Here is a 16,304-nt window from a genome sequence, read left to right on the forward strand (position 1 = left end):
GGTCAGTACGCCACCTTGAATTCGAGGCCGAACATCCGCGGCTCGCCGATGTTCTGCTCGATGAAGCCGAAGTCCGAGAGGTCTACAGCATAGTTCACATAGCGCTCGGCCGTCAGGTTGCGCCCGAACACCGCAGCTTCCCAGCGTCCGTCGTCCGACCGCAGGGCGATCCGCCCGCCGACCAGCCAGTAGCCGTCCTGCGACAGCAGCGGATCGTTGTCGGCCGAGAAGAACTGGCTGCTGCGATAGGAGACCGACGATTGCAGCACCACCGCCGCGCTGGTGTTCCGGAGCGGAATCTCGTAGCTGGCGACGCCGCTGAAGGTCACCTTCGGCGACAGCGCCAGGCGGTTGCCGGAGAAGTTCGCCCCGGCGCTGACGAAGTCCTCGATCTTGGTGTCGAGCAGGCCGAGGTTCATGGTCACGTCCAGGTGCTGGACCGGCTTGGCGACCAGCTCGACCTCGGCGCCGTAGATCGTGGCGTTGGCCGCGTTGTCGAGCAGTTGCAGCGGCAAGGCCCCGGTGTTGACCAGAGTATAAAGCTGCAGGTCCTTGTAATCGTAGTAGAAGGCCGCCGCGTTGAGCCGCACCCGGCCCTCCAGCAGCGTCGACTTCAAGCCGGCCTCGTAGGCGATCAGGGTCTCCTCGTCGAAGGGCTGGGCCTGGCGGGCCGCTTCCACCGGATCGAAGCTGAGGAAACCGCCGTTGAAGCCGCCGCTCTTGAAGCCGGTCGAGACGCTGCCATAGACCATCACCCGTTCGGCCAGGTCGTAGTCCAGGCCCAGCTTGAACGAGGCGTTCTCGAAGCGCGCGCTCTGGTCGAAGGCGTAGAGCGGCAGCACGCCGCCGGGGATCGCCACGCCGCCGATGACCGCGTCCTCGAACTGGCCGACGGCGCTGAACTGCTTCTTCTCGTAATTGTAGCGCGCGCCGACGGTGGCCCGCAGTTCGGGAAGGATCGCATATTCGATCTGGCCGAACAGGGCCGCGGCCTCGGTCTTCTGGTCGTTCAGCGCGCGGGAGAACAGCACCGGCGCCCCGCCGGTGAAGTCGCCGGCCGGATCGGCGCCCTCGCCCAGCGTGAGGAAGCGCAGTTCGCGGAACAGATCGACGGTCTGGTTCTGCTTCAGGTCCTCGTGCAGGTAATAGGCGCCGGCCACCCAGTCGGTCCGCTCGCCCTTGCCCGACAGCCGCACCTCCTGGGTGAAGGTCTCCGAGCGCACGCCGTAGTCGATGGCCATCAGCGCCAGGGGGCTGGCGTCGGTGTCTTCCCGGTGGATCTTGTCGTTGTAGTCGTAGGCGGTGATCGAGGTCAGGGTGATCTCGCCGAGAGTCCAGTTGAACCGCGCCGAGGCGCCCCAGTTCTCGACCTCCAGCCGCTCCCTGCGGTCATAGGACCCGGCGTAGAAGCTCGTCGGATTGACGTAGCCGAGGATGTTGCCGCAGACGCCGGCCCGGATCGCCGCAGCATCGCACGGCGCGCCGGTCGCCGGGTCGAGCACGCCCAGGCTGCGATATTGCGGCGCACGCACGTCCACCCGTCCGCCATGCAGGCTGAACAGGGCGTCGAGATCGTCGCTGAAGTCCACCGCCATCAGGCCGCGCACGGCGAAGTAGCCCTTGCCGTTCTCGCGCCCGCCAGTCAGCTCGTTGCGGATGTAGCCGTCCGACCGCGCCCCCGCCGCCGCCAGGCGCACACGGACCGCATCGTTGATCGCCCCGCCGACCGCAGCCTCGCCCGTCAGGGTGTTGAACGAGCCGTAGGACGCCATGGCCTGGGCCGTGAACTCGTCGCGGGGCTTGGCGGAGATGAAGTTGATCGCCCCGCCGGTGGCGTTGCGGCCATAGAGCGTGCCCTGCGGGCCCTTCAGCACCTCGACGCGTTCGAGGTCGAAGATCTGGAAGGTCTGGGCGCCGGGCGAGCTGACATAGACCTCGTCGACATAGACGCCGTTCGGGCCGGCGTTGTTGGAGCTGGTGTCGGAAAGGCCGACGCCGCGGATGTAGATCAGCGGCTGGTTGCCCTCCCCGCCCGGCAGGCCGATCTCGACGTTCGGCACCACCCGGGCGACGTCGGCGCTCGACTGGACGCCCAGCTCGCGCATGGTCTCGCCGGTATAGGCGGTCACCGCCACCGGCACGCTCTGCAGGCTCTGTTCGCGCTTCTGGGCGGTGACGACGATGTCCTCGACGGTCGTCGGCTCGTCGGCCGCCTGGGCGTGAGCGCCCGCCGCACAGAACAGCGCCGCCGCCGACACCCCGGCCAGCAGGCCCGTTTGCATCCCCCGCATGAGTTTCCCCCTCGATTATCGGGCTATAGCTATCGCTATAATATAGTCATCACTATATTCGTCAACTTGCCCTCCGCGTGATCGGGAAGGTCGGGGTTGACGAAGCCGGGCGTGGCGGTCAGGCATGGCCGCTCCGCTTCCTCAGCCTGGGGAGCAAGGAGGAGTTTCAAGTGGCGAGACCAAAGTCGGCGGCGACCGCCGTGGCGGGCCAGGCCGGCAAGTCGACGCGTGAAATGCTTCTCGACATCGCCGGCGAACTGCTGGCCGAGGTCGGGATCGAGCGGATCTCGACCAACATGATCTGCCGCCGGGCGGGCGTGACGCCACCGGCGCTCTACCACTACTTCGCCGACAAGTACGCAGTGCTCGAAGCGCTGGGCGTGCGCCTGATGGACCGCCAGAACGAGGTGCTGATCGCCTGGCTCGAACGGCACGGGGGCCAAGGCATCGAGGCCTATGCCGACCATCTGGAAGAGTTGCTTCACGAAACCACGCGGGTGACCTGGGCCGAGCCGGGCGGAACCTGGATCGAACGCGCCCTGCACGCCACGCCGAGCCTGACCCATGTCCGGGTCCAGTCGCACGAATACGTCACCGACAGGCTGACCGACGCCTTCGCGCCGCTGCTGCCGGAGCTCACGCGGCAAGAGTTGTGGCTTCGCATGCGGGTGGGCGTGGAGTTCGGCTACGGCGTCAACGAGATGGCGAGCGAGGCCTCCGACAGCGAACGCGCAGCCATCTTCGCCGAAGCCGCGCGCATCCAGCGCGTCGCCCTGCTCGACACGCGGCCGGCGCGCCCTGCGGCAGGGTGACGCTTAACAACGCCGCGGCGCAGGCCTAAAGGCGTCGGTGCGTGGTCCCGCGCCGGTCGTCGGCGCGCGGCGGCCCTGGAGCATCGGATGACCTCGAAGACCGCCGCCCAAGACGACACCGCCTTCCTCGGCCATCCCCGCGCATTGGGCTTCCTCGCTTTCTCCGAGGCCTGGGAGCGCTTCTCCTATTACGGCATGCAGTCGCTGCTGGTTCTCTACATGACCAAGCAACTGCTCCTCAGCCCGCAGGTCGACAGGATCGCGGGCTTTCCCGCCTTCCACGGCTTCATCGAGGTGATCTATCACCCGGGCGCGTCGATCCAGGCCGTCGCCTCGGCGATCTTCGGGCTCTACACCAGCCTGGTCTATCTGACCCCGATCCTGGGCGGGTTCCTCGCCGACCGGGTGCTGGGCAAGACCCGCACGGTGATCCTAGGCGCCCTCTTGATGTCGGCGGGCCATTTCCTGATGGCCTTCGACGTCTCGTTCCTGCTGGCGCTGCTCTGCCTGATCCTCGGCACCGGCTGTTTCAAGGGCAATATCGCCGGCCAGGTCGGCGCGCTCTATGGCGACACCGATCTGCGCCGCGCCGACGCCTTCCAGATCTTCTATCTCGGCATCAACGCCGGGGTGATCGCCGCCCCGCTCATCGCCGGCACCCTGGGCGAGAAGGTCGGCTGGCACTACGGTTTCGGCGCGGCCGGCGTCGGCATGCTGATCGCCCTGGTCATCTATCTCAGCGGCCGCCGCTACCTACCGCCCGACCCGCCGCTGCCGGCGAAGGGCGTCGCCCGGCCCAAGCTTCCGCCCAGCGAACGAGGCACGATCCTCCTGCTGGTCGCGCTCCTGCCGGTCATGGCCGCGTCGGTGCTCTGCAACCAGCAGATCTTCAACGCCTATCTGATCTGGGCCGACCGCGCGGTGAACCTGGAGATCATGGGCCAGAAGGCGCCGACCACCTGGCTCATCACGCTCGACTCGGCCGTCTCCGTCTCGTTCCTGGCGATCATGGTGGTCTTCTGGCGGATGTGGGCCGCGCGGTTCAAGGAGCCGGACGAGATCGGCAAGCTGACCATCGGCGCCTTCGTCTCGGTCGCCGGCGTGCTGTGCCTGGCCGCCGGCGCGGCGATCGCCGAAGCCACGGGAACCAAGGTCAACCTGCTCTGGTGCGTCGCCTTCCACGTGCTCAACAGCATCGCGTTCGCGAACATCCTGCCCGTGTCGCTCGCCCTCTTCGCCCGCGCCGCGCCCAAGGCCGTCGCGGGGGCCGTCATCGGCATCTACTATCTGCACCTCTTCGCGGCGAACCAGACCGTCGGGATTCTGGGCGGCCTGCTCGAAAAGATGCCGGCCAGCCGCTTCTGGTTCATGCACGCCGCCATCGCGTTCGGCGCGGGCGTCGTCTTCCTGCTGGTCGGCCGCATCTTCGCCCGGCGGCTCAGCCCCGCCGCCGTCGGCCCCGACCCCTTGGAGGCGGCGGCTTAGCCGCTCCATAGATTTCCCCACTGGAGACAATAGGGTTTTTCGTTTTGTCAGGCCCGAAACGCTAGGCTTAGGCTTCGCTCCCAACCATCGTGACAGGGAGCACGAACATGGACGACGCAGCCGGCGGCGGCAGCCCGCTCAATTGCCCGATCAAGGACCCGGCGGCGCTGCGTTCGCTGCTCGGGCGCACCAACCGGGACTGGTGGCCCAACCAGCTTTCGCTGGACATCCTGCATCAGCAGGGCCTCACCGGCGACCCGATGGGCGACGACTTCGACTACGCAGCCGAGTTCAAGAAGCTCGACTATGCGGCGGTCAAGCGCGACCTCACCGCACTCATGACCGACAGCCAGCCGTGGTGGCCGGCGGACTATGGTCACTATGGACCGTTCTTCATCCGCATGGCCTGGCACAGCGCCGGCACCTATCGCACCGGCGACGGTCGCGGCGGGGCCTCGTCCGGCTCGCAGCGCTTCGCCCCGCTCAATAGCTGGCCGGACAACGCCAACCTCGACAAGGCGCGCCGCCTGCTGTGGCCGATCAAGCAGAAGTATGGACGCCAGCTCTCCTGGGCCGATCTGCTGATCCTGGCGGGCAACATCGCCATCGAGTCGATGGGCGGCCCGGTCTTCGGCTTCGGCGGCGGCCGCGCCGACGTCTGGGAGCCGGAGAAGGACGTCTACTGGGGCACCGAGGAGCAATGGGTCGGCCAGGCCGGCAACGAGACCCGCATCCAGCCCGACAAGAACATGGCCTTGGAAAGCCCGCTGGCGGCGATCCAGATGGGCCTGATCTACGTCAACCCGGAAGGCCCCGGCGGCAATCCCGACCCCGTCCAATCGGGCCGCGACATCCGCGAGACCTTCGCGCGGATGGGCATGACCGACGAGGAGACCGTGGCCCTGACCGCGGGCGGCCACACCTTCGGCAAGGCCCACGGCGCCGGCGACGCCTCCAAGGTGGGCGCCGAGCCGGAAGGCGCGGACATCGCCCAGCAGGGGCTCGGCTGGGCCAGCGGCCACGAGAGCGGCTTTGGCGACCACACCATCACCAGCGGCCTCGAAGGCGCCTGGACGCCCACGCCCGTCACCTGGGACAACAGCTTCTTCCACATGCTGTTCGACTACGAGTACGAACTGGTGCGCAGCCCGGCCGGGGCCAAGCAATGGCAGCCGATCGGTCAGAAGCCGGAAGACATGGCGCCGGGCGCTCACAGCCCCGACCGGCGCCTGCCGACCATGATGACCACCGCCGACATCGCGATGAAGGCCGACCCGCAGTACCGGGCGATCTCCGAACGGTTCCGCGACAATCCGGCCGAGTTCGCCGACGCCTTCGCACGCGCCTGGTTCAAGCTCTGCCACCGCGACATGGGTCCCAAGAGCCGCTATCTCGGCCCCGAGGTGCCGGCCGAGGACCTGTTGTGGCAGGACCCGATCCCGCCGGCCGACCACCCGCTGGTCGACAAGGCCGACATTGCGTCCCTCAAGGCCAGGATCCTGGCTTCGGGCCTCAGCGTGGCCGAACTGGTGCAGACCGCCTGGGCCTCGGCCTCGACCTATCGCGGGTCCGATCACCGCGGCGGCGCCAACGGCGGACGCATCCGCCTGGCCCCGCAGAAGGACTGGGAGGTCAACCAGCCCGACCAGCTCGCGCGGGTCCTGCGCACCCTGGAAGGGATCAAGGCCGACTTCGACGCCTCGGCGGTTGGCGGCAAGAAGATCTCCCTGGCCGACCTGATCGTGCTGGGCGGATCGGCGGCGATCGAGAAGGCGGCCCGGGACGGCGGCCGCCCCGTGGAGGTTCCCTTCACGCCCGGCCGCACCGACGCCTCGGCCGAACAGACCGATGCGGCGAACTTCGCCGTGCTCGAACCGCGGGTCGACGGCTTCCGCAACTACATCCAGGTGCGCTTCAACGTGCCGACGGAAGAGTTGCTGATCGACCGCTCGCAGCTGCTGGGCCTCAGCGCTCCGGAAATGACCGTCCTGGTCGGCGGGCTGCGGGTGCTAGGCGCCAATCACGGCGGCAGCACGCACGGCGTCTTCACCGAGCGGCCCGGCCAGTTGACCAACGACTTCTTCGTCAACCTGCTCGACATGAACACGGCCTGGAAACAGGTCGATGACGAGGCCGACGAACTCTTCGTCGGGACCGACCGCAAGACCAACCAGCAGAAGTGGACCGCGACGCGGACCGACCTCGTGTTCGGCTCCAACTCCCAGCTCCGCGCCCTGTCGGAGGTCTACGCCGCCAACGACGCCGGCGGAAAGTTCGTCGACGACTTCGTCGCCGCCTGGACCAAGGTGATGAACGCCGACCGCTTCGACCTCGCCTGAGGCTCAAGCCCGGACGGAAGGGCCCTCTGCGACGATGTCGCAGAGGGCTTTTTCGTACGCGACCGTCAGGGAGACTGGGTTTCCCAACCGCCGCCCAGCGCCTTGAACAGCGCGATCTGGGCGCCGGTGACCTGGGCGTCGGACTGTGCGAGCTGGGCTTCGAGCTGGGCGAGATTGCGCTCGGCCACCAGCACGTTCAGCAGGCTGTCGGCGCCGGCCTCCATCCGTATGCGGGACAGGCGAGCGGCCTTCTCCCCTTCGTCACGCGCCCGCTTCAGCGCCGCACGCCGGTCGAGTTCGCGCCCATAGGCGTTGAGCGCGGTTTCCGTCTCCTGCAAGGCGGTGAGGTTTGCCTTTTCGAAATTGGCCAGCGCGCCCTCGGCGCTCGCCCCGGCCTGCTTGATGCGGGCGCGGGCGGCGACGATGTTCGGGAAGCTCCAACTGATCAGCGGGCCGACATTGAAACGATAGTCGTCGCCCAGGTCGCCGCTCCGCGCCGCCGCCGTCGAAATCGCCCCGCCGATGCTCACCGAAGGGTAGAGCGAGGCTGTGGCCACGCCGATGCGGGCCGTGGCGGCGGCCAGTTCGCGTTCGGCCTGGCGCACGTCGGGCCGGCGGGCCAGCAGCCCCGCGCCATCGCCGACCGGCAGGGCCTGGGCCACTTGCGGAACGGTCTTGCAGGCCAGCACGGCCTGGGGCGCCTCGGCTGGGGGTTTGCCGGTCAGCAGAGCCAGGCGGAAGAGGCCCGCCGCGCGCTGGGCCTCCAGCGACGGCAGCGCCGCCTTGGAGGTCTCGAGCTGGGTCGCGGCGCTGGCGGTGTCGGCCGCCGTGCCCCGGCCGGCGTCGAGCTGGCGGACCGTCAGGTCGTAGGTGTCCTGTTGCAGGTCGATGGTTTGTTGAGCGACCGCGATCTGGGCGTTGGCCGCGCAGATGTCCGCATAGGCCCGCGCCGTTTCGGCTGCGACCGATATCCTCACCACGTCGAGCCCCGCCTGGGCGGCGGCCACGTCGGCGCGGTTGGCCTCCAGGCTGCGGCGCACGCGGCCGAAGAGATCGACCTCGTAGGACATGTCGAAGCCGGCCCGGTACTGGTCGGCCTCGCCGAACAGCCCGCTCGTCAGGTCCTGATCGCGCACCCGCTGGCCAGAGGCCGAAAGCGTGGTCGACGGCAGCAGACCGCCGCGCGTTTCGCTCAGCACGGCGCGCACGCGGGCGAGGTTGGCTGCGGCGATGGCGATGTCCTTGTTGGCGGCCAGCGCCTCCTGCACCAGACCGTCCAGCGCCGGATCGTCGAACAGCCGCCACCAGTCGCCGGGCGGCGCATCGGGCGTGGCGAGCCCCGCCTCGGCCGAGATGAAAGCTCCCTGCCCGCCCGCGACCGGCGCCGGGACCTTGTAGGTCGGCCCCGCGGCGCAGGCGCTGAGCGCGGTCGCTGCCGTCAGCAGCGCGGCGATGGATTTGGGGCGGATCACTTCGCGCTCCCTTCGTACTCGATCGGACTGTGCGGGGTTCCGCCACCGGTGGTCGGATAGGTCTTCTCGTCCTTGCCCCGGGCGCGTGGCAGGCGCGCGGCCAGTTGACGGCAGATCACATAGAAGACCGGCGTGAAGATCAGGCCGAAGAAGGTCACCCCGATCATCCCGAAGAACACCGCCGTCCCGAGGGCCTGACGCATCTCGGCCCCAGGCCCGCTGGCGATGGCCAGCGGCAGCACGCCCAGGATGAAGGCGAACGAGGTCATCAGGATCGGCCGCAGGCGGGTTCGGGCCGCGCGGACGGCCGCTTCGAAACGGTCGACGCCGTCGTCCTCCTCCGCCTGCTTGGCGAACTCGACGATCAGGATCGCGTTCTTCGCCGCCAGAGCGACCAGCACGATCAGGCCGATCTGGGTCAGGATGTTGTTGTCCTGGCCGCGCAGGTTCACCCCGAGGATCGCCGCAAGGATACACATCGGCACGATCAGGATGACCGCGAGCGGCAGGGTGAAGGCCTCGTACTGGGCGGCCAGCACCAGGAAGACGAACACCACGGCCAGGACGAAGATGATGCTGCCCGCATTGCCGGACGCCTTCTCCTGATAGGCCAGTTCCGTCCACTCGTAGCTGAAGCCCGAGGGCAGCACCTTGGCGGCGTGCTCCTCCATGGTCTCGAGCGCGGCGCCCGAGGCGACGCCCGGCGGCGCCCCGCCCTGGACTTCAGCGGCCGGGAACAGGTTGTAGCGGACCACGCGGACCGGGCCGGTCTCGTCCTTCACGGTCGCCAGCGACCCCAGCGGGACCATGCCGCCCGAGGCCGAACGCACCTTGATGTCCGCGATGTCGGACGGGTCGTCGCGGGCGTCGGCCTCGGCCTGGGCGGTGACGCGGAAGGTGCGGCCGAGCAGGTTGAAATCGTTGACATAGGTCGAGCCGAGATAGGCGCCCAGGGCGTCATAGATGTCGCTGGGCTGCACGCCCATGATGAGCGCCTTGTCGCGGTCGATCTCAGCGCTCACCCGCGGCGAACCGGTGTTGAACTGCGAGAACACCCCGACGGTGGTCTGCGGCGTCTGGGCCGCTGCGCCGGCCAGGCTGTTGGCCGCCTGTTCCAGCGTCTGGTAGCCGGCGCCCGAGCGGTCCTGGACCATCATCTTGAAGCCGCCGGCGTTGCCCATGCCCTCGACGGGCGGCGGCGCCAGGAAGAAGATGTTGGCTTCCTCGATGCCCGACAGGCGGCCCATGACCCGGCCGGCCATGGCGTCGGCGCTCAGCGCCTTGCCGCGCACGGACCAGTCGTCCAGCTTCACGAAGAACACGCCGCCGTTGGACTGAGCCGAGAAGCTGGCGCCGTCGAGGCCGGCGAAGGCCGCCACATTGTCCACGCCGGGCGTGTCGAGAATGATGGCGCTGGCCTTGCGCACCACCGCATCGGTCCGCTCCAGCGAGGCGCCCGGCGGAAGCTGCACGACCCCGATCAGGAAGCCCTGGTCCTGCTGGGGGATGAAACCGGTCGGCGTGGCCGTCATCCGCCAGCCGGTGATGGCGATCAGCCCGGCATAGATCACCAGCACGATCATGGTGGCCCGCACCAGGCGGGCGGTCAGGGCGCCGTACTTGTCGCTGATCCAGTCGAAGCCGCTGTTGAACTTGTGGCCCGCCCACTTGAGCGGCCGCAGCCAGCGCGGCCCTTCGTCCAGGGAATGCTCCTGATGCGGCTTCAGCAGGATCGAGGCGAGCGCGGGCGACAGGGTCAACGACACGATCAACGAGATCATCGCCGCCGCCGAGATGGTCACCGCGAACTGGCGGAAGAACATGCCCGGAATGCCCGGCATGAACGCCGTCGGCACGAACACAGCCAGCAGCACCAGGCCGATGGCGATCAGCGCGCCCGACACCTCGTCCATGGTGCGATAGGCCGCTTCCCTGGGCGTCATTCCCTGTCGCAGGTTTCGCTCCACCGCCTCGACCACGACGATGGCGTCGTCGACCACGATGCCCACCGCCAGCACCAAGGCGAACAGCGATAGCGAGTTGAGCGAATAGCCGAGGCCCAGCAGCACCGCGAAGGAGCCGACCAGGGCGATCGGAATCGCCAGGATGGGAATGATCGCCGCCCGCCAGGTCTGCAGGAACACCATGACCACGATGACCACCAGGATCACCGCTTCCAGCAGGGTGCTCTGGACCGACTCCACCGAGGCCTGGACGAATTCGGTCGGGTTGTAGGGAATGCTGTACTTCACGCCCTCGGGCATGGTCGGCTGCATTTCCTCGACTGTCTTCAGCACCTCCGAAGCGGTGGCCAGGGCGTTGGAGCCCGGTTGCTGGATGATCGCCAGGCCGATGCCGCGCCGGCCGCTGAAATAGCCGCGCATGCCGTAGTCCTGCGAGCCGAGCTCGACGCGAGCCACATCGCGCACGCGGGTCACGCGGCCCTCGGCGTCCGTGCGGATCACGATGTCGCTGAAGGCTTCCGGGTCCGACAAGCGGCCTTGCACCTGGACGGGCAACTGGAACGCCGCGCCGTTGTCGGCCGGCGCCTGGCCCAGCGCGCCGCCGGCGGCCTGGACGTTCTGGGCGCGCAGGGCCGTGACGATCTCGCCGGCGGTCAGGTTGCGCGCCGCCGCCTTGCCCGGGTCGATCCAGACCCGCATCGAATAGAAGCCGCCGCCGAACACCTGCACGCCGCCCACGCCCTTGATCCGCAGCATGCGGTCGCGCAGCGTCGAGTTCGCGTAGTTGCCGATATGGTCGAGGTCGACGTTAGGGTCGTCGGAACTGAGCGCCACCAGCAGCAGGAAGCCGGAAAGCTGCTTGTTCACGGTCACACCGACTTGGCGCACCTGTTCGGGCAGCCGCGGCTCAGCCAGGGCGACGCGGTTCTGGACCAGGACCTGGGCCGCATCGAGATCGGTGCCTGGCTGGAAGGTCACGGAGATCTGCGCCATGCCGTCGGCGGTCGACGAGGAGGTCATGTAGAGCATGCCCTCGACGCCGTTGATTTCCTGCTCGATCGGCGCGGCCACCGTCTCGGCCAGGGTCTCGGCCGAGGCGCCCGGATAGGAGGCGGTCACCGCAATGGTCGGCGGGGCGATGTCCGGATACTGCGACAGCGGCAGCAGCGGATAGGCGAACAGCCCGATCAGGGCGATGAACACCGAAATCACGCCTGCGAAGATCGGGCGGTCGATGAAGAAGTGCGAAAAGCGCATGGGTCCCGTCCCTGGCTCAGGCCCTCAGCGGGCGCCGGCGGGCGTGGCGCTGGAGGCCACGGGAATGGTCACGGTGGAGGTCGCCTTGGCGGCCGCCTTGGGTTCGATCTTCACCTGCCTGGCCTGGACCTTCATGCCGGGCGCCATCAGGCGAACGCCGCCGTTGACGATCACCTTCTCGTCGGGCCGCACGCCCGAGCGGATGACGCGCAGGCCCTGGCTCACCGGGCCGAGCTGGACCGGCTTCAGCGTCACCGAGCCGTCGGCGTTGACCACATTGACGGCCTTGCGCGCGCCATCGGCGAAGATGGCGTCTTCCGGAACCAGCAGGGCGTCATAGGCCTGGCCGCCTTCGACCTTGGCCTTGCCGAACATGCCCGGCTTCAGGAAACCGTTTGGATTGGCCACCACCGCGCGCATGCGCACAGCGCCGGAAGCCGCATCGAGGCTGTTATCGGTGAAGTCGATATTGCCGGTCCAGCGATAGTCGGCCTCGTCCTGCAGCCGGATCTGCACGCGCCCGCCCTTGCCGCTCTCGCGCTGGTTCCGCAGCAGTTGCGCCTCCGAGGCGTCGAAGACGAAGTGGATCGGACTGGTCGAGACGATGGTGGTCAGCACCTCGGCCCCTGCGCCGCCGCCGCTGATCACATTGCCCGGGTCCACGCGGCGGTCGGAGACGACGCCGGAGGTCGGGGCGGTCACGCGGGTGAACTCCAGGTCGAGGGCGCGGGCGCGCACGCTGGCCTGGGCGATGTCGTTGGCTGCGCGCTTGGTGTCGTATTCCTCGCGGCTGATCGCCTGGATCTTCAGGAGGCTCTCGGCGCGGGCGAGGTCGGCCTCGGCTTGCCGGGCCTGGGCCCGGGCGGCGGCGAGCTGCGCTTCGGCTGGCCGCGGATCGAGGGTGAAGAGCAACTGGCCCTTCTTGACGTACTGGCCTTCCCGGAAATGGGCCGCTTGCAGGAAGCCGCTGGCGCGGGCCCGCACCTCGACGCGCTCGGGCGCCTCGAAGCGGCCGGTGAAGTCGTCCCAGTCGACGACCTTCTGCTGCAGGGGCGTGGCCACCGAAACCTGAGGCGCCGGCATCTGCGGGGGCGCTTCGGTCTTGCCGCAGCCGGAAAGAGCCAATGCAGCGGCGGCCGTTACGACGAACGGCGCGAGAAACTTTCGCATGAGATATCCCACGGGCGGGGGAGCGCCCAAGTCAACAGTTGATGACTTTTAACTCGACACCTCCTACATATGTCAACACCCGATGACAACAAGGGAGCGAAACCGGAAAATGTCAGGCACCCCGGCGCCGGCGCGAACTCGAAACGCCGCGGCGACAAGGCAGGCGATCCTCGACGCGGCCATGCATCGGTTCGCCAAGGAAGGCTATGACGGCGCCAGCCTGCGCGAGATCGCCTCCGACGCCGGTGTCGATGCGGCTCTGGTGTCGCGCTATTTCGGTTCCAAGGAAGAGCTCTTCGTCGAGGTGCTGAACTGCGGTCCCGATGCGTCGGAATTGTTCCAGGGCGAGTTGACCGGCTTCGGCGAGCGTGTGGCCGACCGGTTGATGGACGATCCGGACACCCGCGACGGCCTCGACCATCTGCTCATCATGCTGCGCTCGGCCTCCTCGCCCGCGGCGGCCGAGCCGCTGCGGCGCTCGATGCGCACCTGGTTCATCGACCCCTTCGCCGCCTACCTGGGCGGCCCGGACGCCAGCGTCCGCGCGCGGCTGGCCGGCGATCTGATCATGGGCGTGGCGATCTCGCGCGCCATCACCCCCGACCACGACCTCGACGACGCCGGCCGCGCCAGCCTGCGCCGGCGGCTGGCGGGCGTGATCCAGCAGGCGGTCACGCCCTGACCTTCTCGTAAAAGAAAACCGGCCGACCCCGAAGGGCCGGCCGGCCAAGAAAGTTCAGCTTTTCGCCTGTCCTTAGAAGGACTTGCGAACGCTGACGTACCAGTAGCGGCTATAGGGCTGGTACAGCGAACCCAGGTAGCCGTTGCTCGATTCCACCGGCGGCTTCTCGTCGGTGATGTTCCGCACGCCGACGCGCAGGCGGGTGTTGGACGCCAGGCCTTCGGTGAACTCGTACTGACCATAGAGATTGCCGGTGATCTGCGAGTCGACGATCCACGCCTGGCCGGCGCTGTCGCGCAGGCCGGTGTCCTCGACATCGCCGATGTACTGGGTGAACGCGCCGACGGTCCACTGGTCGTAGGACCAGGTCGCCGAGGCCGACCACTTCCACTCCGGACGACCGTTCTGACGAACCTGGTCGCCACCGCCGGTGATGGTGGTGCCGGCATTGATCTCGCCAGCGTCACGAGCGGCCAGCAGGGCGGCGATTTCCGGCGACGGCGAGCGGTAGAACTTGATCAGGTGCGCAGCGTTGAAGTTCACGCTGAAGTCGCCCCACTCGGTCCCGCGCAGGTTCCAGATGACGCCGATGTCGAGGCCGCGCGCCTCCTGCGGCTGCAGGTTGCGATACTGGTCCTTGACGTAGAGCACCTGGCCGGCCGCGGCCAGGCCGGTGCCCGCGAACATGTTGATGTCGTCGGCGGTGGCCGCCGCACGCACCACGTCCGGGTTGGTCGAGCCGTTCAGCCGGGCCAGATAGTCGGCGGTCAGGGCGTTGCCCTCGCCGAACAGGCCGACAATGCCTTCCTGCTTCACGCGCCAGTAGTCGACGGTGATGGTGAAGCGGCCGAACTGCTCAGGCACGAAGCGCGGTTCGTAGACCACGCCCATGCCCCAGGTTTCCGATTCTTCCGGCTTCAGGTCCGGGTTGCCGGCGCGCTGGGCGGTGGTGCTGCCCGAGCGCGAGCAGGCGGCGAAGTTGGCGATCCGGCCCGCGCGCAGGTCCGCCTCGCAGCGGATCCAGTCGGTGCGGGTGTTGGAGCGGGTGACCAGGGTGGCGTTCACCTGCTCCAGGTTCGGCGCCTTGAAGCCCTGCGCCCACGAACCGCGGAAGCGCAGGCCGTCGACGACGTCCCAGGCCACGGCGACCTTCGGCTTGGCCACTTCGCCTGCGTCGCTGAAGCTCTCGTAACGACCGGCGAGCTGGGCTTCCAGGTTGTAGACGAACGGGATCTCCATCTCGGGCGAGACGATCGGCACCGCCAGTTCGGCATAGGCCGAGGTCACGGTGCGCGAGCCCTTGGTGTCGGGCGACGGGCTGGAGCCGATCAGGTCGTTGCCATAGGTCACGCCGGTGACCATGTCGGTGAACTGGATCGTGCCGTCGAGGCGCGCGTCGCGGTCGTCCTTCTGGGTTTCACGGCGATATTCGACACCCGCGGCGAAGCCGACGTCGCCGCCCGGCAGGGCGAACAGGTCGACCTTGGAGACCTTGAAGTCGGCCAGGGCCAGCGAGCTGGTGTTGCGGCGGACCGTGCGGACCTTGATCGCGTCGATCGCGGCCTGCGAGCTCAGAGCGCCATCACCCACCGAGGTGTTGTTCAGCGTGCCGCCGTTGAACGGGTTGTAGGCGTCCGGCGTGGACAGGGCGAGCTGCTTCTGGAACAGGGTCGCGCTGACGCCGTCGGACACGTCCTCGACCTCGGCCTTCGAATAGAGCAGCGCGCTCTCCCACCGGAAGCCGAACTTCTCGCCCTTCAGGCCGGCCAGGAAACGCCACTGGTTGTTCTCGACGTCGACCTTGTTCGGCCCCACATCGGCGAAGTTGTACGAGGTGATCGTCACCGGCGCGCCGGCGGCCGAGATGTTCAGGCCCGGCAGGCGGTTCGGATTGGCCTGGCCGTTAGCGAACACCGCCTGGCCGAAGGGATTCCAATAGTTGCTGGTCGGCACCACGATCGGCAGCGACGAGAGGGTCGCCGTCGAGGTCTGGGTCGCATGGGTGGTGGCGGTGTAGTAGCCGAGCTCGCCGAAGAACCGCAGGGTGTCGGTGATATCGTACTTGCCGGTCAGGAACAGGTTCACCCGCTCCAGTTCCGGAATGACCGTGGTGTTCCAGGCGTTGGTGTCGAAGCGCAGATCGCGGTCGACGCCGCTGGTCGCGGCCGATCCGTCGTCAATGCAGGTCCCGGACACGAAGGCGATCTGGCAGCCAGTGAAGCTCGACGGCTGCAGGTGGAAAGCGCCGGCGCTGCTGGTCAGGGCCACGCCGTTCTGACGCACCGTACCCACGCCGGTCGCGGTGAAACCGCCCCACGGGGTCTGGGTGACCCGGCCGTCCAGCGAAGCTGCGCCATCGAAGCGCGTGCCCGCGAACAGCGGACGCCTGTCGGCCGAGGCGGTGTACTCCTGGTCGAAGGCGTTCAGCCCGGTCCGGTTGGTGTAGTTGGCGAACAGGCTGATGTTGCCGCGGCCTTCGTGGAAGTTGCGGCCCGCCTGGACGTTGAACTCGGCCTCGCGCAGGTGAGTCCCCTCGGCGCCGCCGTACTGGGCTTCGACGGTCAAGCCGTCGAAGTCGTCCTGCAGCACGGTGTTGACCACGCCGGCCACGGCGTCCGAGCCATAGAGCGCGGCCGCGCCGTCGCGCAGCACTTCCAGGCGCTTCAGGCCGCTCACCGGGATGGCGTTGGTGTTGTAGGTCAGGACCGGCACCAGGAAGTCGTCGGCGCGGCTGGTCGGGTGGGCGACGACGCGGCGGCCGTTCAGCAGCACCAGGGTGTTGCCGACGCCGAGGTTGCGCAGGTTCACCGAACCGACGTCGCCGCGGGCGCT

Annotated in this window: 9 protein-coding genes; 4 read left to right on the plus strand and 5 right to left on the minus strand. The window is 68.3% G+C overall.

Going from position 1 to position 16,304, the window contains the following annotated elements; translation table 11 throughout:
* Positions 1-2: 2 nt before the first annotated feature.
* Entirely contained in the window at positions 3-2,291 is a 2,289-nt protein-coding gene (locus ACE3TL_RS06020; RefSeq protein WP_374577818.1) for a TonB-dependent receptor, read from the minus strand.
* A gap of 170 nt (positions 2,292-2,461) precedes the next feature.
* Between ACE3TL_RS06020 and ACE3TL_RS06025 the strand changes: the two genes are divergently transcribed.
* From ACE3TL_RS06025 to katG, 3 genes are all read left to right on the plus strand, one after another.
* The gene (locus ACE3TL_RS06025) at positions 2,462-3,103 is read left to right on the plus strand and encodes a TetR/AcrR family transcriptional regulator (protein ID WP_374577819.1); all 642 of its coding nucleotides are present in this window, start codon (positions 2,462-2,464) and stop codon (positions 3,101-3,103) included.
* A gap of 87 nt (positions 3,104-3,190) precedes the next feature.
* Positions 3,191-4,588 (plus strand): peptide MFS transporter, encoded by a 1,398-nt coding sequence (locus ACE3TL_RS06030; RefSeq protein ID WP_374577820.1) that lies wholly within the window; start codon positions 3,191-3,193, stop codon positions 4,586-4,588.
* A 107-nt stretch (positions 4,589-4,695) separates the two neighbouring features.
* Positions 4,696-6,927, plus strand: coding sequence for a catalase/peroxidase HPI (gene katG, locus ACE3TL_RS06035; RefSeq protein ID WP_374577821.1), 2,232 nt, complete (start codon positions 4,696-4,698; stop codon positions 6,925-6,927).
* Between the two features lie 65 nt (positions 6,928-6,992).
* Here the strand turns inward: katG and ACE3TL_RS06040 are convergent, their stop codons facing one another.
* The 3 genes from ACE3TL_RS06040 to ACE3TL_RS06050 are packed head-to-tail and all read right to left on the minus strand — an operon-like array spanning position 6,993 to position 12,790.
* On the minus strand, positions 6,993-8,399 hold the full coding sequence (locus tag ACE3TL_RS06040; RefSeq protein WP_374577822.1) for an efflux transporter outer membrane subunit: 1,407 nt from the start codon (positions 8,397-8,399) through the stop codon (positions 6,993-6,995).
* The gene (locus tag ACE3TL_RS06045) at positions 8,396-11,620 is read right to left on the minus strand and encodes an efflux RND transporter permease subunit (RefSeq protein WP_374577823.1); all 3,225 of its coding nucleotides are present in this window, start codon (positions 11,618-11,620) and stop codon (positions 8,396-8,398) included. The genes ACE3TL_RS06040 and ACE3TL_RS06045 overlap by 4 nt, the downstream gene beginning before the upstream one ends.
* Before the next feature lie 24 nt (positions 11,621-11,644).
* Positions 11,645-12,790: an efflux RND transporter periplasmic adaptor subunit gene (locus ACE3TL_RS06050; protein ID WP_374577824.1), complete on the minus strand. Its 1,146-nt coding sequence runs from the start codon at positions 12,788-12,790 to the stop codon at positions 11,645-11,647.
* 109 nt (positions 12,791-12,899) lie between these two features.
* Between ACE3TL_RS06050 and ACE3TL_RS06055 the strand changes: the two genes are divergently transcribed.
* A complete protein-coding gene (locus ACE3TL_RS06055) occupies positions 12,900-13,472 on the plus strand; it encodes a TetR/AcrR family transcriptional regulator (RefSeq protein WP_374577825.1) in 573 nt (190 codons plus the stop codon).
* Positions 13,473-13,544: 72 nt separating this feature from the next.
* Here ACE3TL_RS06055 and ACE3TL_RS06060 read toward each other — a convergent pair.
* Positions 13,545-16,304, minus strand: a 2,760-nt coding sequence (locus ACE3TL_RS06060; protein WP_374577826.1) for a TonB-dependent receptor domain-containing protein, incomplete at its 5' end; no start/stop codon positions are given.

Source organism: Phenylobacterium sp. (genome assembly GCF_041920015.1).
GTDB lineage: Bacteria > Pseudomonadota > Alphaproteobacteria > Caulobacterales > Caulobacteraceae > Phenylobacterium.